We start from the raw sequence: 24,593 nt of genomic DNA, 5'->3' as shown, positions 1-24,593 counted from the left end.
AACCTTATTTAACAAAGGCTTCGGTTCCTTCTTGCCCATCATAGTGGGGGGCAGCCCTGTCGGCAGCGAACACTTCATCCAAGCGGAGAACGGTCGTTCGCACCCGTGCCGGCGCCGAGCCGGAGCCGGCACGGTCGCGTCAGGCAAACATACCGGGCAGGGGCGGAAATTCGGGAGGGGGGTGCTGGGCCGAAGCCTCCCGTTCCGCCGTGAAGTCGCTTTCGTACCCGGCCTTCAGGGTTTGCGCCAGGCGCAGCAGGGCGTCCATGGTTTCCGCCAGTTTCGGCTCGTCCAGCAGCGCCAACGGCATGGACCAGGTCAACAGCAGGCGGTCCTCGGCCTCGTCCAGGGCCAACATGCCGATTTCGGCCAGGCCGCCTACATGGTTCATTTGCAGGCTGGTTTCCAACAAGCGACGACGCTCGGTGCGCGAATAGCGGGAGAGATCCACGAGCGGCGAAATCATCGAAAGGTTGGGATCGTCGTCGTCAGCCTCCAAGATCAGCGGTGGCCCCTCCTCTCGTTTGACCGCGCAGATCCCGTTCTGGTTCAGGGCCAGGGCGAGACCCACATCCGTGCCGATCGAAATCAGCCAGGAATTCAATTTTTCTGTCGCCTTCATGGTGTGTCTCCTTTCCGTGGTGGTGGCTGCATGCTCCGGATGGCCGGATTGGTGGTGGTATTCGGGGAGCGAGTTCGGATGTCGGGCGAATCACCGGGACTTCGTGCCAGGCCAACCGCCAGCGACGTGGCCACGCCGGTGAAGGGGCCCCGAAGTGTTTGGCTGCCTCGGGTTCGTCAACAACGGGTCAGGTGCCAGGACGCCGCCGAGGCGACAGGCGGCAGGGAGGCCGTTTCCGGCAAGGGGGCCGACACCTTGTCGGGATCGAGTTTGGGGAGGAGGTCGAGCGCCGTTTCCAGAAGACAGCCCAGCAGGTTGACGAAGGCCTCGTCGCTGGTGCCGGTGGGCACCCGATAGCCGAGCACCAGGCGTCGGCCGCTCGGATCCAACGAGATACAGGTCCCTCGCGTCTTGCGGCCGGCCAGGTCCAAGACCAGGGCGCGCTGGATCAGGGCCGCGCGCCGATCGCTGTCCAGGGCCGCAAAATCCTTCAGGTCGACCCATGCATGGATCGGTGCCCGCTCGTCGCCGGCAGCCAGGCAAATCACCGGTCCCCCGGGGCCGCCCAGGCCGCAAACCCCTTCCTCGTTCAAGGTGAGCTCGGTGCCTACCTCTTCGGAAAGAGCGGCCAGCCAGCGGGTCGCCTCCGCATGTTCACGCATGATCGCCTCCTACTTCCTCGTCTTCGTGTTCGTCTTCGTCCTCGTCATCGCCGGCATAGGCCAGCGGCTCGTAGGACATCACCGACGTTTCCCCGGCGTTTGGGTACGGCGCAAGAACCTGGTAGGGCACGCGCCCGGCGGCACTTTCCGCGTAAAAAACCGGCACGCCGTCGACCAGGGCCGGTTCCGCGAGTTCGGTCAGGTCGAAGGGACCGTAGTTCCGCGTAACCGTTGCCGGGCTGTCGTCGTGGTCGTGCAGGGCGTCGTACTCGCGGCGATAGGATTCGGGTTCCATGATCATCCGGAACATGGTGGAAGTGTTCAGGTAGTTGGCCAGCCGGCAATAGGCGATCAGATGTTCTTCACGCCGCAGCCCGGGCACCGCGTGCACCAGCGCTTCCAAGCTGTCCACGGCCCGGTCCCCACAGAGGATCACCACCTCGCCATCCACGCTTCGCACGTGAATCGGGATGCCATCTACGTGCGCCGAAAAAAGGGCGAATGTCCACATCATGCTTACTCTCCTTCCCTTAGCGGATCCCGAATTTCTTCGGTTCGGTCAGTAGACTCCACTCGGTATTCACGTATTTGTCTTGGTCGAGGGGGTATTTCGGAGTTGGGTTCACGGGTTGGGTTCCGTCCCAACTGAGTTCCCACAGCTCGTCGTCGCCCGTGAAGGGGTTTCGCAAAACCCCGAACAGGGTGACTTCGTCGCCTCCGCCCCAATTGCTATCGGCGATCACCACCGGCGTGACGGGCGGATTCAGGACCTCGAACAACACCTTCCCCATGATTTTTTTCTGATTGGCAGTCGGGTTTCCGCCGAGCTCGGCAACCAGAGCCGTGTTCAGATTGGCGGGGGTTCTACCGCCGAGATTGCCCAAGCGCCGGAGGACCGAGGCCGCATTCACGTTGAAACCCGGATAGCGGTTGAGTTGGAGAACGGCGGTGGCCACATTGTGGGGGGTGATTTGCTGGGCAGAAAAGGTTTGAAGGGCCACCGGGTTCAGGGTGTTCCCCATCCAGGTGTCGATGTTGGCGTGGCCTTGCCAGGCTTGAACGAAGTTCGGGTCTATGCCCGGTTTCAACAGAAAGGCGTGGGGGCCATTGGAAGTCGGCACGCTGAACTGCCGCAAATCCTGCTGCACGAAATGGTTGCCGTGATTGGTGATGCGGGCGTGCATCGTGCGCATCTGCTGAACCGCGAATCGCAGGACATCTTTGGCATCGCCACTGGCGCGGTGATGATTTCCGGCTTGCAGTCGCGCTCGTGCCGAAGCCTGTTTCCCGTAAATCATGCCGATGATGGCGGGGGTCCCATTGGAGCCCTTGGCAAAGCCCAACGGGTTTTCCTGCATGTGGCGGATGCGTTGGATCATGTTCGTGGCATCGATGCCCGGTCCCCGCACCCCCTCGGCCAATTCGCCCACCGCTCGGGTCAAGGCGCGCATCTGGCGACGAATGGGAGAACGGTTGGGAATGGTGGCATTGGTCAGGCGAAGGCCGTGTTTGATGCCGGAGAGACAGGCTCGATGCAAATCGTTGGGGGTGCGAATCGGGGTGACCTGACGGGTCACCGGATCGCGCCACGAAAGTTCGAACCCGCCTTTGGTGGAGTGGCCGTCGTCGGCCACATGGTTTTGGCTGAAGTCCGAGTTGTACTCCACGATCAAGTTCTGGTCAAATACCGAAAAGACGTTTTCCTGCCAACGTTGGTCGAAGTTGTCGAAGGCGGTTTGGAGTCGTTGCGTTTCATTGGCATCCTGGCCTTGGATGCCGGCGCGGATGGTCGCCGTTTCCATGAATAAATTGTTGGCGAAAGCACCGACCGCGTCGCCGGCAATTCTCCTGATTTCATTGGACGTGTGCTGTGTTTCCGCGAAGCCGGCCATCGTGTACTCGGCGGCACGCATCAGCGGGTTCTCCATTTGGGCGTGAAAGGCTGCCTCCGCGGCGGCGGTCCGAGCCGGCACGTTCACTCCGGCATTTTGGATGATGTCGTTGACGATCGCTTCGACGGTGGTATCGAAAGTATGCGGAACTCCCTGATACTGTTGAAAATAGGAACGATTGTCGGGTGGAATCAAGCGACCGATCGCCCCGTTCACCAAGGCGGCGTGGTTGATGGCGGGGAATCCGGCAGCCGAAAGAGCTTCCTTCACCCCTGGCAATTCGTGCAATGGTTGGGCATCCGCCAGGTTGCGCCGGCCCACGCGGGTGAGGTCTCCGGTGCTGGTCAGGCGGATGGTTTGGGTGTAGTTGTCTCGGTTCAGTGTCGTGTTCAACGGCAGGGCCACATCGACGCGGCGATTGGCGTTGGGTCGATAAGTTCCGGTAAAGCACCCGTTCCGAACCATTTGGGACAACATGTTCAGCATTTTGCGCGGTTGTTCGTCATGGACCATGACCGCCACACTGGTGGCAAAACAGGAACCCACGGCACCCTGACGGACCTCGGCCAGCAAGGCGGCCAGAACCGCTCGTTTCGTATGAGTCCGGGTCACGGCCGTGCCCGTGGGCAGGCCCAAGGTGGCGCGAATCAGGTTCCGTGCGGGGTTGCCGTTGCCACGTGGCGAACGGACCGCCCCCAAATCGTTTTGAAAGCCGGCATCGTTGGCCAAGAGGTTGAGGATCTTCAGCAGGTGCGCCTGATGAGGGCCCCGGCCGTGTCCCGCGCGCAGTGGATCGTTCTGCAGTTGAGCCGAGAATTCGGCCACGAAATTCTGGTCGATGGCCCCACCGGGACCGATGATCTTCTCCGCCATCTTCACCGCGGAGTGGCTGTTCCAGGAAACCGAAGCATCCTGCAAGCCCGATTTGTTCTGGGCCAGCGCGTGGTCGTAGTCTTCCTGCAACAACTTGCCCACGGCGATGGCCGTCGCATCGTTCTGACGGACATCCTGGATGTGGAGCCGTAGCCAACCGACGCCCACATCGCCGGAGGCCACGAGTTGGGCTGCGCGAATCTTCTGGCTGTTGGACCAGGTGTCCACGTTGATATTCAACGATTCCAAGATGTCGGTGGCCGTGTTGACGTCCTCGCTTCGGTAAAAACCAACGTGGTTCACGGTGTTGACCAAATTCAGGTTGTTCAGTTTGGTTTGGGTGGCCGAAGTGCCCACGTGATGACCGACTGCGGGATCGTAGAGTGCCAGGCGGGTAGTGGGGGCCGGGGAACCCCTCAAGCCGCGTAAAAGAGAACTGCCGTAGCCGTTGCCCGAAGGAACGGCGCGTGCACCCGCGGCAAAAGTGCCCGTCACGAATTTGGGTCGCACCTGAGTATCGATGCCAGGCATGATGGACCTCCTGTAGCGTCTTGAAAATAGGCTTACCGGTGAAAATGATCGCCATCGTTTTCGGCGGCGTTTTTAGTGAAGAAAAGGTCAGGTCGCGATTGGTTGCAAAATCTAGAAGCCGAATATGGAGACAAAATGGAGATCTCATTTTTTCCGCCATATTCAATAGATTTACACCCAACGCAAATTGACAGCTCCAACAAAAAAAAGCCACACCAACAACCAGTCCTCCGATCGACTCGTTCTTCGAGGGCCTTTCTGTAAAACTCTTGCTTTAATAAGATTGAATCGCACCGAGATTGCCGGAGACGCCATCCCTGGACGAGGAGGGCGTGATAAACCCCACCGAACGACGATCGGCAGCGGAAAAAGAGCGAGCGCTTCGGGGACCTTGTGAGCGTTCCAGCACAAGATCGAGACTCTTCAAGAGAAGGCCAACCCGACTCGGTTCATCGATCGCGGAAGGTTCGCGAAAAACACGTTTGCGGCTGTACGAAGTCGTCCAACTCGCAGTTTCCGCATCCTGTATGTGCCGGGGTCACGGTAATAACATCACCAACCGTTTGGAGACCTTTTGCTTCAGCCGGCTCGAATCGTCCAGCTTCTGAAAACTCGATTCCAATATCGAGATGGCTTCTTCCTCGAACCCGGTCCTCGCCAAATGAAGACCGAAATAACCTTCGTACCTGCCGAGGTGATGGGCCGGCAGGTCGGTCTCCCGCGCATCCTCCACGACTTCTCGATAGGCACGTCGCGCCTCCTCGAACCGCTGCATGTTCTCCAATATTTCCGCACGCGTCACGCGCGAGTTCAGCACGCTCGTGGGAGGTGTCGCATCTCTGGCCGACTTTTCCTCGATCGTCCGGTCGATCGTTTCGAGCGCCTCTTCGTACGCCCCCGCCTCGTTGAGAACATGTGCCAAGTTATTAAACGCTGAAAAATAACCTTCCGGCTTGGGTTCGGGCAACCGTCCGTAGACGTCGATCATACTGCGGTAGTGAATGACCCCGGCCGCCGGCCCCTCGATGTCGGTGATCAGGTGGGCATAGGTGTTGTGGATTTCCAGCGTGGCCGGGTGGTCAGCGCCGAGAACCACCTTCGCCCGCTGGTACAGGTCCTCGATCAGTGCGAACGCCTCTCGGGTTTTGCCCACGTTTTTCAAACAGACCGACACCACGTGGCCCGCCTTGATGGTGTAGAGGTGATTCTCGCCATAGTTTTCCGCTCGAATCCGCGCCAGCTCTTGGAACATCACGAGCGCTTCCCCGTGGCGGCCAGCCGCGCGAACCTCGTTGGCCAGGTTGTGCCTGGTGAGCATGATCTGAAAGTCATCCTGTCCGGGGAAGCGCTCCTGTTCGTCCAGCATGGTTCTCAGCATGCGTTCCGCCTCTCGGTGCTCGTCCTTCTGTTTGAAATAGGCGATGAGCACCGATTGGATCAGGAATCGGCCCGAATCGTCCGGAGCGAGGGTGGCCAGCTTGGCTTTCAAGCGCACGATATGCGTTTCCACTTCCTCGGCGCCGCCGTGGGCGATCGCCAATTCGGCCAGGGAACACTCGGCAATGAGGTGTAGCCGCGTACCGGGTTCCGAGAGTTCGAGTAATCGTTGAAATTCGCGCCCGGCGTCGTCAACTTGACCCAAATGTTTCTTGACCAGGGCGAAACGTTCCAAACTCGCCAGCGTATCCGGATGCGCGCCGCCCAAATTCGCCTTGCGCCAATCCAGGGCCGCCGCGTAGTTATGCTCCGCTCGGCGATACAACCCCAATCCATAACAAGTGTTGCCCAAGGTCATGCGCAGGCGGGCGACCTGCTCCGAGTCCAGCTCGACCTGGGTGTCCAGGTGGTGTTCCCAGTGGGCCAGGACATCTGCAAAACTCAGGTTGGGTCCCCTCTGGTCGGGATGCGAATGGGTCACGATATGGTTGTAGAAATCGTGGGTCTCGACGACCTTCTGTTTCGAATCGAGCCCGACCTTCGCCAGATGAAGTGCCAAGGCCAAGGCCACGAAGGCCGTGACCAGTCCCAACCCCGAAACGAAAGCGGCACAGGCCACGGCCCTGTGACGTCGGCGCCACTTGCGAAATATATAGATCCAGCGCTCGGGCGCGGCCCTGACGGGCAGCCCTACCAGGAAGCGGTGTAGATCGCCTTTCAGCTCCTCCACCACCTGGTAGCGCGCCTTGGGATCGAGGGCCAGGGCCTTCTTCGAAATCCAGTTCAGGTCCTCCGCGATCTTGCGCTTCAGGCGCGATGGCGACTCTCCCAAGGCTTCGGCACGCGCGTCGTCGACGACCTCGTCCAACTCGAGCCGCGGCACGCGGAGGATCTGTGCCCTCAAATCCTTGTCGCGATCCAGCTTCGTGACATCGATCGGCGGGGTCCCGGCAATCAATTCGAAGAGTACCGCACCAAGCGCGTAAATGTCGCTGCGGGTGTCGAGGGGCGATCCCACATCGGCCCACTGCGGACTCATGTATGCCGGCGACCCAATCAGCATATTGGGCGGTTGCTCGAGAAGGTGGCCGGCAACCTTGGCGATCCCGAAGTCGATGATTTTCGCCCGGGCACCTTCCTTTCGCTGGATCACCAAGATGTTGGAGGGTTTGAGATCGCCGTGAATGACGCCCTGGGTGTGGGCATACGCCACGCCGTCACATACTTGCTGAAACAATCGAATCCGAGCAGACAGGGAGAGTTTGTGCATACTGCAAAAGTCGCTGATGGAAATACCGTCGACAAACTCCATCGCCAAGCAAGGATAACCTTGTTCCGACGTACCCGCATCGTAAAACCTGGCGATATGCTCATGCTCCATAAGCGCCAACGTTTGGCATTCTTTTTCGAATAATTCATAGAAAAAATCTTGGTTTCTCTCCGCTTTGATAACTTTTACGGCAGCGATTTTTTTATACTGATCATCGCGCTCCGCCCGATACACCACCCCCATGCCGCCGTATCCCAACAGTCCGGTGATTTGATAGGGTCCCACCTGAACCAGGGAAGCGTCCTCGCCCAGCGAAGCCCAGACGTGCAAGTGGCGCAATGGCTGAAGATGCGCAGGTAGAATGGGTTCCAAGAGATCTTCATTCGACGAGGGCGGCGACAGCAAACGCCGCAGGCGCGCAACCGAATCCGGGTGCGTTTTCCCCAAATCATCCAGAAAGGCGCTGCGTTCGGCCTCTGTCATTTCAAGGAGCTGCAAATAATATGACTCGAGCGTTTTCAGATCCATAAAACCCTCCCGATCGATAGAAATCGTGTACCTCACGGAGATACTTGCGAAATCGCACCACAAAACGACTCACGATCGGGGTTAACAATACACGCGCAACTGCTAATATGTGCAAGATGAACCCGTTGCGAGGAACCCTTTGTCCACAAAATATTTAGAGACTACCGATTTGATCCGGCAATGGCAATGTGGCGATGGTCAAGCCTTCGACATCTTGATCGAACGCGTTTACGACAGTTTGAAGACGATCGCGCGTCGCAACTTGGCCAAAGAGTTCCGCGGCTCCGGACTGGACACCACCGAGTTGCTGAACGAGGCCTGCATCCTGATGATGGGCAAGCAATCGGTGGAAATGAGGAATCGCCGCCATTTTTTGAACGTGGCATCCCAGGCATGCTATCGATGGCTGGTCGACGAATCGCGCAGGCGCAAGACCCAGAAACACGGTGGCGAATGGGTGCGGGTGAGTATCGAGGAAGGGCACGAGCCGTGGAACCTCGACGTCGATTCGGTGTTGGTACTGGATCGTTTATTAACGGATTTGGAAACCCAGGATCCGCTGCTCGTGCGCATCGTCAAGATGAGAACCTTCGCGGGTTTCACGATCCGCGAGGTCGCGGAGCTGCTGGAAGTGCCAGTCATCACGGTCAACCGAAAATACGGCTTTGCATTGGCGTTATTACGGGAAAAATTGGAAGCGGAACCACACTGATCGAGGCTCGAGCGCGGGGACGTTGCCGCGGCCTGCCGGTGAACCACCCCTGATGCCCGAGTTCCGAGTCGTTCGAGTTCCGAGGGGCTCGGCTTCCGGATATCCGGCTTTCCCGGCACGGCGGATCGCCGCTCACGGCACCGCTGCACCGGATCCTCCGTGGGATTTCGCCCCCGCCAAGGGAAAACATGCACTAGAATGGAAATACACCTCCCTCTTTTTCACCCGTGAATCCGAGTCGCTGCTTTTCGCCGCCTCGGTTTCGGTTCGCTCCCCTGCTTGCCCGCCATCTTCTGCCTCCCCTCTTATCCCTTCAGGAGCCCCACATGACGCCCGAAAGCGCCCACGCCTCGCTCTCCGAACTCTGGTCCTTGCTGGAACGAAAGCAGATCCATCTTTGGTTGGAGGACGATCGGCTGCGGTTCCGCGCACCGCGCGGCGCGCTCGACACCCAGCTCCGCGAACGGATCGCCGAAGCGCGCGAAGCCCTGATCGCCCACCTACGCGAACAGCCCGCCGCCCCGCTCGAGCCGCTCTCCCTGACACAGCAGCGACTCTGGCTGCTTCACCGCATCGAGCCCGTGCCCGGCCTCTACAACGAACTCTCCGCCCTGGAACTGCGCGGCCCCTTCGATCGCGCGGCCTTCGAACACGCCGCTGCGGCCCTGATCCAAAGACACCAGATCCTGCGGACCCGCTTCCCCTGCGTCGACGGCCAACCCGTTCAGGAAGTGCTTTCGCCCGAACGGGCCGCGGACGTCCTGACCTGGCGCGACTGGCGCCAGGAATCGCAATCCAACCGGGATCGGTCGCTCGCCGAACTGCTGGAAAAGGAAGCCGTCTTCCCCTTCGACTGTGAATCGGATCTGTCCGTGCGCATCGGTGTCTGCGCCATGGCGGACGATCGCACCGTCCTCGTGGTGAACACCCATCACCTGATTTCGGACGCGACGAGCTGGCCCATCTTCTACGAAGAACTGCGGACCCACTACCAGGCCTTTCGGGAAGGAAACGTCGAACCACTTCCGCCACTTCACCTGCAGTACGCCGATTTTGCTCGCGAACAACGCGCCCGTTTTACGCCCGAACACCTCTCCGACGAGCAGGACTACTGGCGGCGCAGCCTCTCCGGAGCGCCCCACGTCCTCGACCTGCCCACCGATGTCCCCCGTCCGGCGGCCCAGAGCTTTCGCGGCGATCGCCTGCCGCTCACCCTGGATCCCTCGCTGCGTTCGGCCATCGAAACCGGCGCACGTCTCTGGTCGGTCACGCCCTTCGCGATCCTCTCGGCGGCTTTCGCCACCCTGCTGTCGCGCTACAGCGGCCAAGACGAGGTGTTGCTGGGGTTCCCGGTATCCAATCGACTTCGGTCCGAAACCGCCGAGTTGATCGGGTTCTTCGCCAATACGCTGGTCCTGCGCGCCAGCCTCGACGCGGACCCCGACTTCCGCACGCTGGTTCGCACCACCCGAGATCGCATCACCAGCGCCATCGGCCACGGCGAGGTGCCCTTCGACCACATCGTCGAGGCGCTGAATCCCAAACGCGATCTCAGCCGCTCGCCGCTGTTCCAGGCCATGATCAGTTGGCACGACGAATCGCTCTCGTTCGCGCCCATGGCGGAGCTGACGGCCCGGGAAATACCGATCCCCTCGCGGTTCGCGCGTTTCGACCTGACCCTGACGGCTTGGCCGGAACAGGATGAGATCCGCGGATTCTTGGAGTACGCCACCGATCTTTTCGAGGCCTCGACCATCTCGACCATGGCGGATCAACTGCGCTTCCTTTTAAAGGAGCTGCTGGCCCATCCGCAACGACCGGTGATGCGGATGCCGCTGGCCCCGCCGTCCGGCCCACCTTCGATCGAACCCACCTCGTCACCGGCCACATCGGTCCTGGAGGATTGGCGGCGCGCGGTGGCGCGTACCCCGCAAGCCGTCGCCGTCGTGGATGAAGCGGGTGCCTGCACGACCTACGCGGCCTTGGATCGAGCCGCCAGCGATCTCGCGGCGGATATCCGGGCGGCGGGCGTGTCCATCGGCGACTTCGTCATCGTACTCAGCCGACGGGATCCCCTGGATCTGGTCGCCATGCTCGCCCTTTTCAAAGCGGGGGCGGTGTACGTGCCGCTGGAAGCCGATCGTCCGGCCGAACAGGTGGCACAGATCGCGGCGGACAGCCGACCGGCACTGCTGCTGGCCGATCGCCGCCCGGCGGGCATGCCCTCCGAGGTGCCCCTGCTCGATCCAGCTTCGCCAAGATCCACCCGACACGAAGGATCCCTGCCGCAACCGGCACCCGAGTTGCCGGCCTATCTGATCTATACTTCGGGATCCAGCGGCCCTTCCAAGGGAGTGTGGGTCGCCCATGGCACATTGGTCGAACACTGCCGCGCCGCCGCGCGTCGCTACGACATCGTCGCCGCGGACCGCGTGCTGCAATTCACCGGAGCCGGCTTCGACCCGGCCCTGGAGCAGGTTTGGGCCGCCCTGACCTCGGGCGCCTCCGTAGTCCTGCGCGGCCCGGACCCCACTCCGATCCCGCGATTTTCGGAGTTTCTGGAACGCCACCGTATCAGCGTGATGAACCTGCCGCCTACCTATTGGCACGCCTGGATGCGTCACGCGAGGGAAGCGGAACAACCGCCCCAAGACCTGCGGCTCTGTATCCTGGGTGGCGAAGCGCCGCCACCCGAGAGCGCCGAGCTCTGGGAATCCTGGTGCGGGTCCGGTATCGCGCTGATCAACGCCTACGGTCCCACCGAAGCGGTGATCACCGCGTCGAGCGGAGCGCTGCGGGCCGCTGATCCGATCACGTTGGGCACGACACTGCCCGGCCGCACCGCCCAAGTCTGGGACCGGTACGGTACCCCCCAACCCGCCGGCGTACCCGGCGAGCTGGTTCTCGCGGGAACCCTGGCCATCGGGTACCTCAACCGACCCCGCGAAACGGCGGAAGCCTTCGTGCCGGACCCCTTCGGCGGTCGGCCCGGGGCGCGGTGTTACCGCAGCGGCGACCGCGTTCGTCGGGACTCACGCGGTCGGCTTCACTACCTGGGCCGACTGGACCGTCAGGTCAAGATCCGCGGCATCCGCATCGAGCCGGGCCAGGTGGAGGCCGCCTGCCGCGCCTGTACCGGCGTGCGCGACGCGCTGGTCATCCGGCTGGAACGCGATCCCGACGTCCCGGTCCTGGCGGCCTACGTGGTGCTCGAGCCCGCGTTCCAGGGCCGCGCCGATTGGCCCCAATGTCTGCGAAACTTTTTGAAGTCGCGCTGCACGCCGGCGATGATTCCCGCGGTGTTCACCCCGATCGAAACCCTACCGACCGACACCCGCGGCAAAGTCGACGCGCGCCTGCTGCCCCCACCCCAATGGGAACCCCAACGTACGACAAAAGGCACCGAACCGCCGAACGATCCGATCGAACTCGCCCTGCAGGACATTTGGTGCGAGGCGCTGGGCTGCACGGCCCTCGCACGCGAGGACGATTTTTTCGAGCGCGGCGGGCACTCGCTCCTGGGTCTTCAGGTGATTCACGAGGTGTCGCGCCGACTCGGCGTCTCCCTCTCCCTGCGCCAATTCTTCGTCACACCCACCCTGGCGCAGATGGCCCGCCACCTGCGAACTCGCGGTGCGATGCCTACCGGCGATTCGGCCGACATCCCGGCGTTACGCCCCGATCCCGAACGCCGCTTCGAGCCCTTCCCGATGACGGAAATGCAACAGGCCTACTGGATGGGCCGCAAATCGGCGTTCACGCTCGGCAATGTCGCGCCTCACGGCTATGTGGAACTGGAAGGCCAGGACCTGGACGTGGATCGCCTGGAAGCCGCGATGCAACGCCTGGTGGCACGACACGACATGCTTCGCGCGGTGGTCACCGCGGAGGGTGAGCAGCGCGTGTTGCCCAGCGTGCCGCCGTTCCGCATTCAGCGAGCGGATCTTCGCGGACGCAAACACGCGCACAGGGCCAGTGCCCTGGCCGAGATCCGCGAGCACATGTCGCATCACGTGTTCGATCCCGAACGTTGGCCGTTGATGGAAGTCCGCGCCAGCCTGCTGGACGGTGGTCGCACGCGACTTCATTTCAGTTTCGACGCGATTATCGCCGACGCCGCCAGCATGATCCTCCTGGGTCGTGAACTGTCGCAGCTCTACCAGAACCCCGATTCGCACCTGCCGGATTTGACCCTGACCTTTCGAGACTGCGTGCTGGCCGAAACCGAGACCAAGCGAAACGCGAGCTACGACACCTCGCTGGCCTACTGGCGCGATCGCCTGGCGGACTTGCCGGCGGCGCCGGCGCTCCCGTTGGCCGTGGATCCGGCCACGATCGATCGGCCGCACTTCGTGTCGCGTCGCCACACCATGCCCCGCGCCCGTTGGCAACGCCTGAAAGCGCTGGGCGCCGGCTACAACCTATCCCCTTCCGGCCTGTTGTTGGCCGCATTCGCCCGCGTGTTGGCCATGTGGAGCGAGCAACCGCGTTTCACCCTCAACCTGACCCTGTTCAACCGGCCACCGCACCACCCCGAGATCGATCGGGTTCTGGGCGATTTCACGACCGGCGTGCTGGTGGCCTGTGAACCCTATGCCGAGCCTTCGTTCGGCGCCGGCGCCCAGCGCCTGCAACGGCAGCTCTGGTCCGATCTGGACCACCGCCAGGTCAGTTCGATCACCGTCATGCGCGAATGGTCGCGCCGACACGGTGGTCGCCCGCTGGTCCTACCGGTGGTGTTCACCAGCACCTTGGGCCTCCAGGCGGAGGATACGCAGGCGATCCCCGAGTGGCTGGACGAGGTGTTTTCGGTTTCGCAAACGCCGCAGGTCTGGCTGGACCACCAAGTGACCGAACAGCACGGTGACCTGAGTCTGAATTGGGACGCAGTGGAATCTCTGTTCCCGCCGGACATGGTGGACGACATGTTCGCCTCCTACACGCGCCTGCTGGATCGACTGGCGCTCGACGCCTCGCTCTGGACGCGGGAACCGCTATCGGTCCCGTTGCCGCGCCGTCAGGCTGCCCGCCGCGAACAAGCGAACGACACGGCCCGCGCCGAACCGGGTCTGCCGCTGCACGGTCCCCTGATTCACCGCGCGCTCGAAAACCCCGACGCGCCAGCCGTCTTGGACGGAGATCACTGCCTGACGCGCGGGCAATTGCTCCACCGGGCCCGGCTCTTGGCACATCGCCTGAAAGCCGATGGTGCCTGTCCCAACCAGTTGGTCGCGATCGTGATGCACAAGGGATGGGAGCAGGTGGTCGCGGCGCTTGCCGTGCTGTTGGCCGATGCCGCCTACCTGCCGATCGACGCGTCCCTTCCGCCACACCGCATCGCGCGCATGCTGGAGATCGGCCGCGTCCGCCAAGTGCTGGTGCAACCGGATCTGGAAGCCGATCACCACACCTGGCCGGCGGGCCTGCGCCTCTATCCGGTTGCGCACCAGGGCGCCGAATCGGCCGTTTCCCTGGAAGTCGATCTGCCGCGCGCGGGCGCCGAGGATCTTGCCTACGTGATCTTCACCTCGGGCTCCACCGGCGACCCCAAAGGCGTCATGATCCGCCACCGCGCCGCCATCAACACCGTCATGGACATCAACCGCCGCTTCCAGATCGACAGCGACGACCGCGTGCTGGGCATTTCCTCGCTGAGTTTCGACCTCTCTGTCTGGGACATCTTCGGGGTCCTGGGCACCGGCGGCCAGCTCGTCCTGCCCGGCACGGAGCCGAACCCGGCCCAATGGATGGCACTCCTGGAACGTCACGGCGTCACGATTTGGAACTCGGTACCGGCATTGGGTCGCCTCCTGGTGGAATACCAGGAAGAACAGGCGGCACCGGACCGACTCCCGCTACGGTTGGCCATGTTCAGCGGCGACTGGATCCCGCCGGACCTGGTGCCGCGCCTGCAACGCTTCCAACCGGATCTGCAGGCCATCAGCCTGGGCGGGGCGACCGAAGCCTCGATTTGGTCGATTTTCCACCCGATTGCGGCGGAGGATGCCGGCAGACCGTCGATCCCCTATGGTAAGCCCCTCGCAAATCAGCGTTTCCATGTGTTCGACCAGAACCTGGCCGCACGCCCGGACGGTGTCGGCGGTGATTTGTACATCGCGGGCGTGGGCCTGGCCGACGGGTATTGGCAAGATCCCGAGAAAACCGCGGCCAGTTTCCTGACCCATCCCGAGACGGGCGAGCGCCTGTATCGAACCGGCGACCTCGCCCGCTATTTCGCCGACGGGAACCTCGAGTTCCTGGGTCGAGCCGATTTCCAGGTCAAGATCAACGGGTTCCGCGTGGAGTTGGGCGAAATCGAAACCGTGCTGACGGCGCACCCGGATGTCAAATCCGCGGCGGTCGTGGTCAGCGGAAATCGCTTCGACGGCAAATCGTTGGTGGCCCACGTGGTGCCCCAAGAAGCGGTAGAAGCGATTCGAGCGGGCGACACCGCCGAACCTAGCGAACGCGAGGCCGAGCTTGCAGCCTACAAACTCGGCCAGCCGGGCCTTTCCGGCTGGGAACCGGATTGGCCATCCGTATCGCTTCGCAGCCTGGTTCCGGCGGAGGACGACGCGCGCTACCTGCAGCGGGCCAGTCACAGGCACTTCGCAACCGAACCCCTGCCGGTCTCCCGAATGGCCGAGCTGTTGGCCTGCCTCGACCAACGCTCCTTCTCCTGGCGGGCGCTGCCGAAGTACCGGTACCCATCGGCAGGCAGCCTGTACGCCGTGCGGGCCCACCTGTGGGTGCGCGGGGCGCGCATCGCGGGACTGGACCCCGGCTGGTACGTCCACGATCCCCGCGAAGGCCGGCTGGTGCGGCGCCCCACCGAAGCCGATGGCGAAGCGCAGATCGGCCGGATGTTCACCGGCACCAACGCGCCGATCTTCGCAAGCGCGGCCTTCGCCCTGGTGCTGGCCGCCGATCGCGAGGTGGTCGCCAAGATCTACGGATCCGGCTGGCGCGACCTCTGCCTGGTGGAATGCGGCGCCATGGTTCAATCGATCATGGAGCAGGCCGCACACGTCGGCCTGGGTACCTGCCCCATCGGTGGTTTCGACGAAGAGAAAAGCCGCATTCTGCTCGACTTGGACGAACGCTACCGGCCGCTTCACGCGATGCTGGGCGGGGCCTTGCCGGCCCAACCGGCATCGGGTGATTTGGCGGAGGCCACCGACGCCGCACAGCTCGAAGAACCCGTGGAATCCACCGGCTCGACCCCAACCGACCTGGCATCCCGGTTGAGCGACCATTTGGGCGAACGCCTGCCGACCTACATGGTACCGAACCATTGGATGTTCGCCGATCGACTGCCCCTCACCGCCAACGGAAAAGTGGATCGCAAAGCCCTGCCCGCGCCGGAGAACCCCGTGCTCCGCGAGGCGGAGGAAGCACCGCCGCGCCCCGGCCTGGAAATGAACATCGCCACCTTCATGGCCGAGCTGCTCCAACGAGATCTGGATTTCGGCCGCCATACCGGCCTGTTCGCGCTTGGCGGCGACAGTCTGACGGCCGTCCGGCTGGCCCGACGCATCGGTGAGGCGCGCGGAATCGACCTGTCGGTTCGGGTCATCTACGACCGGCAGACCGCGGCGGCCCTGACCGAACACGTGACGGCCCTGGAACTGGCGGCCCGGACGCCGATCGCCCCCGAGGAGGACGACGACCGCGAGGAGCTCGAGATTTGATGTGAAAGTGCAGAGGACGGCTCCAGCGATTCCCAATCGCCGACCGTTCCTGCTATTCTTAAATCACACAGGATTCTCACATCGGATCATTTCATGAACTCCCTTTTGGATTCTCGAGACGAGCCACTCGACCACAGCAGCGCCCAGGTTCTGGTCGTCGACGACGATTCGGTCACCCGCCACCTGGTCGTCGACCAACTGGAACAGGAAAACCTGGTGGTCCACCAGGCCGAAGACGGCAAGGAAGGCCTGGAACTGCTGCGTCGCCACCAGCCCCAGCTCATCCTGCTCGACTACCACATGCCGCACATGAACGGCATCGACTTTCTGCGCCAGGTCGAGTCGGAGGGGGTCCAGTCCCACTCGGTGATCATGCTGACCTCGACCGACGACCAGCAAGTGATTTCCGATTGCTACCAACTGGGTGTGCACGCCTTCATGGTCAAACCGGTCAACTACCTGATCCTCAAGGGCCAGGTGAAACGCGCCTTGGCCCTGAATCGTTACGCCCGCGACCTGCGCCGCCAGATCCAGACCACCGAGCGCCATTCGCGCCTGCTGCGCACGGTTTTCGACAGCATTCCCGAGGGCGTGATCGTGCTCGACCACAACCTGCGGGTGCGCATGATCTCGGCCAAGGCCTGCACCATCCTGGGCGTGCCCAAATCGGCGGTGCTGAGCCTGCGCGTCAACGAGGTGTTGGGCGAGGCGTTCACCGAGCCCGGTGCCCCGCTGGACCGCTGCGTGGCCACCGATTCGAAGCTGACCAACATCCAGACCCACGTGGAGCGCAGTCCGGGCACCACCATTCCCATCGCGCTGACCATCAACCGCTTCTCGCCCAACGACAAACAGCCCGGCTGGATTCTCCTGTTTCGCGACCTGCGCCAGGAGGAGCACAAACTGTTCGCCCTTTCCGACAAGGAGCGGTTCGGACGCATGATCAGCGGCGATCTCAAGATGAAGGAGGTCTTCGACCTGATCGACAAGGTCGCCGATACCCATGCGACGGTGCTGATCATCGGCGAGAGCGGCACGGGCAAGGAACTCGTGGCCCGCGAGCTGCACGACCGAAGCAACCGCAAGCGCCACACCTTCCTGGCCGTGAACTGCGCCGCGATTCCGGCCGAGCTGCTGGAAAGCGAGTTCTTCGGCCACGAAAAAGGCAGCTTCACCGGCGCCGGCCAAACCAAGATCGGGCGCTTCGAGATGGCTCACGGCGGCACCCTGTTCCTGGACGAAATCGGCGAGATGCCCTACGGCATGCAGGGCAAATTGCTGCGCGTGTTGCAGGAACGCAAGTTCATGCGGGTCGGCGGGAACCGCACCATCGAAGTGGACGTGCGCATCGTGGCCGCCACCAACAAAGATCTCAAGAAGTTGGTTCAGGAGAACCGGTTCCGCGAAGATCTCTACTACCGCCTGGCCGTCATCCCGATTCATCTGCCGCCGCTGCGGGAGCGCATCCTAGACGTCCCGCACCTGGTCCACTACTTTATCGAAGTGTTCAAGAAACGCCGCCACACCCAGGTCAAGTACATGTCCTCGGACGTGCTGCAACGGTTGATGGAGCACAACTGGCCGGGCAACGTGCGCGAGCTGGTCAACGTGCTGGAGTACAGTTTCGCGGTGTGCTCGGACAGCACGCTGCACCTGGAGCACCTGCCCAAGGAAATGCAGACGCGGACTTCCGGGGTGCAGATGCGGCCACCGGCGAATACGGAAAAGGACCACATCCTGCGCACGCTGGAAAGCGTGAACTTCCGCAAAGGCTTGGCCGCGGCCAAGTTGGGGATCAATCCCTCGACGCTGTACCGCAAGATGAAGAAGTTCGGTATCGATTGAGGTTTGCTTGGAGGGGGGTGCTTCGTAGGTATTTGGGTGACCATGCGTTGGTTTTTTTTCTACCACTGAGTTCACGAAGTTCTCGGAGAAGAACACACACGGAGTTGCGGAGGAGACGGCACTTCCCGACATGGGAAAGAGTTCAGTTGGGTGATTTCCTTCAAGTGCAGGATGGAGGCGAGAATCATTGGCACTCAACAAGATTTTCATTTTTTTTGAATTAGTACATTGTGACGTTATAAAATTCAACACAACACAACACATTGAGATATTTCTATTTTATTATGGTTTTCAATCTACTAATATCTTTCAATACCTTGTCGATTCAGCCGATGATTTTGATCAACTATCTTCCTATGTTCATTTCTAATATTTAGCCGCAACTACGACCAACATACGCCTAAGGTTTAAAGTATTCAATTACAACACCTTACCATAAACATTTCCATTCCTCAAATTGCCAATCCATCATCCGCAGAAGCAACTCCTCCTCCGTTTTCTCTGTGGACTCCGTGGTAAAAAAATCTGCGAAGCCCATCACATTAAACCTTTCGTACACAACCATTTAAATATGACTTCCCTGACTCTGGTCCATCATCCGCAGTAGCAACTCCTCCTCCGTTACCTCGTTGGAGAACGGCAAGGTCAGAGAATCCAACTTCCACAACTGTCGTGCGCTGCGCATGAGCGCGATGCCGACGATCGAAGTGCACATGGTCGCCTCCGACAGCCCCCCACCGGCGTCGGTGAGCCCGGCACGCCGCCGGTCGCACCCGCGGTCTGTAACGCGATCTTCGCGGCCACGGGCAAGCACGTGCGCTCGCTTCCCATCGACACCGTTTACTGGGGAGCCATTCAAAACATTGCAAAATCGTGCAGAACAAGTGTTCGGTTCCCCAACCTTGCAAAATCGTGCAAATGAATTTTGGTGTGCAATCGGCGCGTTTCGCACTTCGACCGTGCATCAACCCCGATTTGGCCAGGATCACGCGATCCCCGCTGGGTTCGACTCCTCCCTGCAGGTCCATCCGGGTCGCCCGGGAACGATTCTGTTTACGCCCTATGTCTTTTTAACAGTCACAAAATAATAGTGTTATCTATCTCTAGCTAAACCCGTACCGTCGGGCTTCTCGCTCGTCACTCCCAGCGGTCAGGATGAAGTGTCCGCGACATCGATACGGGTTTGCCCGGGCCGAATCACTGCGAAAGGAACATGAAAAGATTTCACGACCATGCAGGCGTCAAGTCGCCGACAAAAGGACGTCCAACCGCGTTCGAGGGTCGCAAGAAAAAACTATGCAAAAATTAAAACTCATAAGTAAATGCAAGATCATAGGTTTATTTGAAAAATTCATCCGCACAAAACATTGCATTTTCGTGCATCGCACTTCCAAAAAGAGGCCATTTTCATCCGATTGCTACGAAAATCCCCTAAACCCTTGAAAGTATTGACTCATACAAATTGGCACGAGGCTCGCTATAAGGAGGGCAGAGACAAAGGCACCTCCATTATTTTCGACGAGAACAAGTAACAACTTTTTGTAACGATTAACTCAGTGGCTCATTCGCACATCATTGTGTGCCATCTTGGGCCTGGCGAACCCAGGCCCATTTTTTTCCCAAATTAAAAGTTTCCTTCAGTGGCTCATTCACACACCACAAGTGTGCCACCCTTGAGGGGTCCTTCTCGGACCCCTTTTTTTCCCGATTTCCTCAGTGGCTCTTTCACAAACCATTAAGTGTGCCACCTTATGGGGTCTCTCGTAGACCCCTATTTTTTTGTCCCCACGATCCATGGCATGGTGTTTCCGGCCGTGTGCATCCATGCGGCCTCGGTTGTTTACCAAATGCCCGTGCTTACAGGGGCACCCGCCGCCGCGAAACCACTGGATCCTTGGGTCGCATTCTGGTGAGCGATGATTTCTCAGGCGCTGGGTGGTGTTCATCCGAAGTCACGGCTGGTGGGGATGGCAACTCATCCTCCATCGTCGACTTTTTCCTTCGCCCGCCGATAAACGTGCCAGCCGATGGCGCAAGCGGCGATCCATACCAGGGGAAAGCCCACCTGACCGATGGAAACGCCTGTCTCGATCGCCCGCTCCATCTCCTCGGGCCCCTCGCCCACGGGCGATACGGCCAAGGCGATGATCGCGTACACGACGATCAGGCCGCCGCTGCCCGTCAAGCACCCTGCGCCACACCCGCGCCGAAGCGCCTTCCGCGATGGCTGCGGTTCAGCCATGGGTCTGCCGAGCCAGGAGGTGTGGGTCTCGAACCTCGATCGCAGCGAGAAGCGGAATGGGGGCCACGGTCCCGCTCACTTGGCCATCGGCGCGAAGGAACTGCGCACGAAGAGCTGCTCCAACCGCGGATTGGGTTCGAAATCGGTTTCGTGGCGATCGCGCTGTTGGGTCTCCTCGATCAGTTTGCGATCCTCCGGCTTGATCCCCAACAGGGTCACCAGGCGAAGAAACGCCTTTTCTTCCCGGCTGTCGTAATCGCGATCGACGTGTGCCATGGCGAAGGCCCGCAGTGCGATGAAAAAGCGGTCCTCGTAGGTGCGAATCTCGGAGGTCAGGCTGTCCAGGGATTCGTGCCGCACCGATTCCAGCAGCCGATCGATGGCCGCGTCATCCGCCGGCGGTGGCATCATGTCCCTCAGAAACGCGCGTTCCGAAGCGCGAAAACGTTCGTCCATCAAAGCCATCTTCGCCATGACCTTGACCGCGGCTGCCCGAGCCCGGGCGCGATTCCCTCTCACCATGGCGATCTCCTGTGTTCATTTCGATTGGTCGAGGTTCTATTCTACCCAATTTCGACCCCATCGGGAAAATCTTGCATCCAACCCGGACCTCATCCGTTAATCAGACGAAGTATCCAAAAACACGGAGGATCACATGGACTCCCAACCCGTTCGCCAAAGCGCCGTTTCCTTCGAAGGTAACGCCCGTTTTCACCTGGCCCTGTCCGTGGCCGACATCGACCGCTCGATGGCCTTCTATTCCCGAATCCTCGACCAGGCGCCGACCAAAGTTCGCCCCGGTTACGCCAAATACGAGGTTCGCGAACCCTCGCTCAACCTGACCCTCAACCAGGGGCAACCGGTTTCGGGCGGCACCCTTTCCCATCTGGGCGTACAATTGAAGAACACCCAGCAATTGGCGGCCGTCCACGCCCGACTCGAAGAGGCCGGCCTGGTCAAGTCGGTCGAGGAAAACCACGTGTGCTGCTACGCCCTTCAAGATAAATTCTGGGTTGCCGATCCGGACGGCAACCAGCTCGAGTTTTTCGTGGTGCTGGAGGCGGATGCCAACTCTCCCGCAGATCCCGCCGTCATCGCCGCTCAGGCCGCACAACCAGCCGGCTGTTGTACCTGACCTGACCGGGATCGAGCGCCACGCCGGCTCGGCGCTTCGGTCCCCTGCCCCACGAGGCGGTGCACCGCCCCACCCAACGAGGACCCATCATCTTGTCGACACCCATGACCGAACAAACCGAACGAATCTGGCTGGAGTTCCACCAGCGATTGCGGGGCTACATCCTCAAACGGATCGCCGATCCCCACGAGGCCGAAGACATCCTGCAGGAAGCCTTCGTGCGCTGGATGGAACGCCCACCGCAGAACCGCAACCCCACCGGATGGCTCTTCACGGTGGTGCGCAACCTGATCTACGACCATCACCGCAAAGCCAATCGCCACGAGAACCTGGAGGCCGAATCGCTGCCGGCCCTGGACCAGACCGAGGTCACCGAGGCGGAGCAGCGCGTGGCCTCCTGGCTGGAACCGATGCTGTCGCTGATTCCGGAGAAGTACGCGATCGCGGTCGACCTCGCCGACTTCCAGAATCGCTCGATGAAGCAGGTGGCCGAGGAACTGGACCTGAGCGTGCCCGGCGCCAAGTCGCGCGTCCAACGGGGACGTCGCCTGCTGGCGGAGGCCCTCACCGACTGCTGCCGTTTCCAGTTCGACCGCGAGGGCCGCGTCTCGGATTGGCAACGGAACCATCCAAAAGGCTGCCAACCCAACCGCTGCCGCCCCGAGAACACCGCACAAAAAAAAGGGACGGCATGCTGAATGCCGTCCCGGCTCATGCCCTCGACCACTCATCGGAAAAGTGGCGTGGGTGCCGTTGGGAGAAGGTGTTCCCGCAGGAACGGTGCTTGGGCGGTTCGCTGCCGAAGCGCACCGTCCGGGGAAGGTCGGTATCGAGCCTCGCGATCCGAATCTCGATCCCATATCCGCCAGCGTAGGTATGCGCGAGACCTGACCGTCGAAACCCGATACCAACCCATCCAGACGGCGACCCCCGAATCACGGGGATCGCCAAGCCACTGGATGATGGTTACTGGAAAGAGGCCTTGTCGGTCTTGAATCCGTAGCGGGTGACGCTGTAATCGGTTTCGAGCCGAATCGTGATGCTGTCACCGTCGACGTAGGCCCAACCGTCGCTGCGGCCGAAGGCGTTGCCCGACCCGTTGGAGATCAGGTTGCCGGAAACGCGGTAGACGGTGTTGCCGTTCTCGTCGATCACGCTCAGGTAGTCGTAGCCGGATTCGCTGTTCAGCTTTTCGAAGTGAACACCCACGCGGCTCGCGCCGGCCTTGCTGTAGGTGTACTCGTAGGTTTGGTTGTTGGCGTATTTGTGCGGGGTTTCGCGAACCCAATCCACCTCGCCGGAACCGGAGCCGCCACCGACGGTCCAGGAAGCGGTAATGGTGCCGGAAGAGGCGTTGTACCCGTGAACCAGCACGTTCCAGGTATCGGCCGCGGGGCTGGGAAAGCTGACGGATTCGTTGGAGCCGCTGGAATAGGGCGCCTTGAACTCGGCCTCGTTGTGGCTGCCCTGATCGCCGGGCCAATTGATGGTCGCGCGTTTGACGTAGAGGTCGGCGTCGCCGGAGCCGGAAATGGTGACCACCAGGTCGGATGCATTGGCGGGCACCGCGATGGTCCAGCTACGGGTGGCGTTGCGGGCCAAATCGAAGGACTGGGATTCTCCGTTGGCGAGCGAGTCGCCGCCAGGGGGTTCGGTGGAATCGCCGAGCCACTGCTCGATTTGGGGATAGAAGTGGAAGAAGCTGCCGTACCAGTCGTAGTTGCCCGGTGCGGAGTTGCCGTTGCAGTTCTCGGGGCCGCAGCCGGACTCGTCGCCGACCACTTCGAAGCTGTCGTTCAGGATGGCGGAACCGGAAGAGCCGCCCTCGGTGAGGCTGTCGATCCAATCGACGCGAATCTCGTTGTCGTAGGAACCGCAAGCACGCTGGCCGGTACCGGTGATGGTCCCCTTCGAGACGCGCATGTAGTCGCCGGCGGGGTGGTGAATGCAGGTCACGTTGCTGTTGCGGGCGGGTACCGCGGTGGCGTTCCAGCCCATGAAGTGACGGCTACCCACGCTGCCGTCGAGTTCCAGGAGCGTGGCGTCCAGGTTGCTGTTGGTCGCCAGCAGGGTGGAACCCTGGTTCTGGGGCAGCGAGGACTTGTCGACACCACGGCCGCTGTCGCAGGAAGTGGAGCGGTAGTCCCAGTAGACGTGCACGGTGTTGGCGACCGATTGCGAGGGCACGCAGTGGTTGGCCGTCAGGAAATAGGGCTTGAAGGATCCGTCCTGGGCGTTGAGCAGGGTGCCGGTACACACGTAGGTACCGCCGCCGGAAACGAAGCTGTAGTGCCCGACCGCGGTGGCGATTTGGCGGATTTGCTCGTTTTCGCAGTTCAAGTCGTCTTCACATTGTTTGGCGGCGCGACGGCGCTTGAAGATGTGCGACCCTTCGACGATGGAAAAGTCACCGCGTTTGGCGTCGTCGGAAACCAGGAGCACGAAGGTCGTCTCGCCCTCCACCAGGGGTCCCCAGAAGAGGCCCTTTTCGGCGGTGTAGGGTCCGAACGCGTGCAGGGTTTCGGCATCCAACAGGTAGACCTTGTCGTCGGATTCCAACAGGGACAGATCCAGTTGGAGGCGCATACCTTCGGCGCCGGTGGACGAGACCGGTAGCGCCCAACTGAATAGATCGCCGGCGCGTTTGGCGACGCGCGGCATGCGGTCACTGGCGGCCACGTTCAAAGGAAAGGCTTCGCCGATCTGGTTGGACTCGGCAACCGCCTTCAATTGATCGTTCATGCCGTCGAAATAGTCGGTGCGTATCTCGGCACCGAGATTGGCGAGATACCGCTCGGCCCGTTTGCGACTGAGCTGCGATCCCCATTTCAGGTTGACGGCGGGCGATACCGCGCCGCTGTTGCGGGCCGTGGCGCGGTTGACCGAAACCGCGTCGGGCTGTTGGGCCACCGCCAGCGTGGCGGTGAGCAATAGAATCAGCACACTGGATAACCAGTTCTTGAATCGAAAGTCCATATGGTTCTCTCCTCGAAAATGATCAAAAGTGCCCGCTGCAATCGTCTTCCCCGTCCTTTGGAATCACTGGCGGCCCTTAGCCGTCTCTCGGGGAGAAAAGCGGACCGAAAGTGGGTGGCATCACAAAGGACAAGTGCCCGGAGCGCAGGAGAAGGAAGCACCAAAACACCTCAGCGA

The 24,593-nt window shown here is 61.3% G+C and carries 13 protein-coding genes and 1 pseudogene; 6 read left to right on the top strand and 8 right to left on the bottom strand.

All coding sequences use genetic code 11. The features are described 5' to 3' along the window. Positions 1–139: 139 nt before the first annotated feature. From J3U87_RS25135 to J3U87_RS25115, 5 genes are all read right to left on the bottom strand, one after another. Positions 140–622: a CesT family type III secretion system chaperone gene (locus J3U87_RS25135; RefSeq protein ID WP_237378541.1), complete on the bottom strand. Its 483-nt coding sequence runs from the start codon at positions 620–622 to the stop codon at positions 140–142. 176 nt (positions 623–798) lie between these two features. After that, entirely contained in the window at positions 799–1,284 is a 486-nt protein-coding gene (locus J3U87_RS25130; protein WP_237378540.1) for a CesT family type III secretion system chaperone, read from the bottom strand. Beyond that, positions 1,277–1,798, bottom strand: a complete 522-nt coding sequence (locus tag J3U87_RS25125) for a hypothetical protein (protein ID WP_237378539.1) — start codon at positions 1,796–1,798, stop codon at positions 1,277–1,279. Before J3U87_RS25125 ends, J3U87_RS25130 begins: the two co-directional genes overlap by 8 nt. A gap of 16 nt (positions 1,799–1,814) precedes the next feature. Continuing rightward, positions 1,815–4,580, bottom strand: a complete 2,766-nt coding sequence (locus J3U87_RS25120) for a hypothetical protein (RefSeq protein WP_237378538.1) — start codon at positions 4,578–4,580, stop codon at positions 1,815–1,817. 538 nt (positions 4,581–5,118) lie between these two features. Next, entirely contained in the window at positions 5,119–7,815 is a 2,697-nt protein-coding gene (locus J3U87_RS25115; RefSeq protein ID WP_237378537.1) for a serine/threonine-protein kinase, read from the bottom strand. 139 nt (positions 7,816–7,954) lie between these two features. Between J3U87_RS25115 and J3U87_RS25110 the strand changes: the two genes are divergently transcribed. From J3U87_RS25110 to J3U87_RS35375, 4 genes and pseudogenes are all read left to right on the top strand, one after another. Beyond that, entirely contained in the window at positions 7,955–8,527 is a 573-nt protein-coding gene (locus J3U87_RS25110; RefSeq protein WP_237378536.1) for an ECF-type sigma factor, read from the top strand. 326 nt (positions 8,528–8,853) lie between these two features. Then, complete coding sequence (locus J3U87_RS25105; protein ID WP_237378535.1) at positions 8,854–16,218, top strand: non-ribosomal peptide synthetase; 7,365 nt, start codon at positions 8,854–8,856, stop codon at positions 16,216–16,218. Between the two features lie 93 nt (positions 16,219–16,311). Beyond that, the gene (locus J3U87_RS25100; RefSeq protein ID WP_237378534.1) at positions 16,312–18,063 is read left to right on the top strand and encodes a sigma 54-interacting transcriptional regulator; all 1,752 of its coding nucleotides are present in this window, start codon (positions 16,312–16,314) and stop codon (positions 18,061–18,063) included. Between the two features lie 626 nt (positions 18,064–18,689). Continuing rightward, positions 18,690–18,985: pseudogene (locus J3U87_RS35375) on the top strand (hypothetical protein); the annotation flags it as partial. Between the two features lie 1,053 nt (positions 18,986–20,038). Here the strand turns inward: J3U87_RS35375 and J3U87_RS25095 are convergent. Together J3U87_RS25095 and J3U87_RS25090 are read right to left on the bottom strand one after the other, a co-directional pair. Further along, the gene (locus J3U87_RS25095) at positions 20,039–20,248 is read right to left on the bottom strand and encodes a hypothetical protein (protein ID WP_237378533.1); all 210 of its coding nucleotides are present in this window, start codon (positions 20,246–20,248) and stop codon (positions 20,039–20,041) included. Positions 20,249–20,380: 132 nt separating this feature from the next. Beyond that, on the bottom strand, positions 20,381–20,827 hold the full coding sequence (locus tag J3U87_RS25090) for a TerB family tellurite resistance protein (protein WP_237378532.1): 447 nt from the start codon (positions 20,825–20,827) through the stop codon (positions 20,381–20,383). A 133-nt stretch (positions 20,828–20,960) separates the two neighbouring features. Between J3U87_RS25090 and J3U87_RS25085 the strand changes: the two genes are divergently transcribed. Both J3U87_RS25085 and J3U87_RS25080 read left to right on the top strand, forming a co-directional pair. Continuing rightward, on the top strand, positions 20,961–21,440 hold the full coding sequence (locus J3U87_RS25085; protein ID WP_237378531.1) for an ArsI/CadI family heavy metal resistance metalloenzyme: 480 nt from the start codon (positions 20,961–20,963) through the stop codon (positions 21,438–21,440). A gap of 92 nt (positions 21,441–21,532) precedes the next feature. Then, a complete protein-coding gene (locus J3U87_RS25080; protein WP_237378530.1) occupies positions 21,533–22,138 on the top strand; it encodes a sigma-70 family RNA polymerase sigma factor in 606 nt (201 codons plus the stop codon). A gap of 268 nt (positions 22,139–22,406) precedes the next feature. Here J3U87_RS25080 and J3U87_RS25075 read toward each other — a convergent pair whose 3' ends face one another. Further along, positions 22,407–24,416, bottom strand: a complete 2,010-nt coding sequence (locus J3U87_RS25075; protein ID WP_237378529.1) for a trypsin-like peptidase domain-containing protein — start codon at positions 24,414–24,416, stop codon at positions 22,407–22,409. Between the last annotated feature and the right edge of the window lie 177 nt (positions 24,417–24,593).

The organism is Sulfidibacter corallicola (genome assembly GCF_017498545.1).
GTDB classification, from domain to species: Bacteria; Acidobacteriota; Holophagae; order Acanthopleuribacterales; family Acanthopleuribacteraceae; genus Sulfidibacter; species Sulfidibacter corallicola.
The sequence above is the reverse complement of the archived record's forward strand: the minus strand, read 5'-3'. Positions and strand labels throughout refer to the sequence as shown.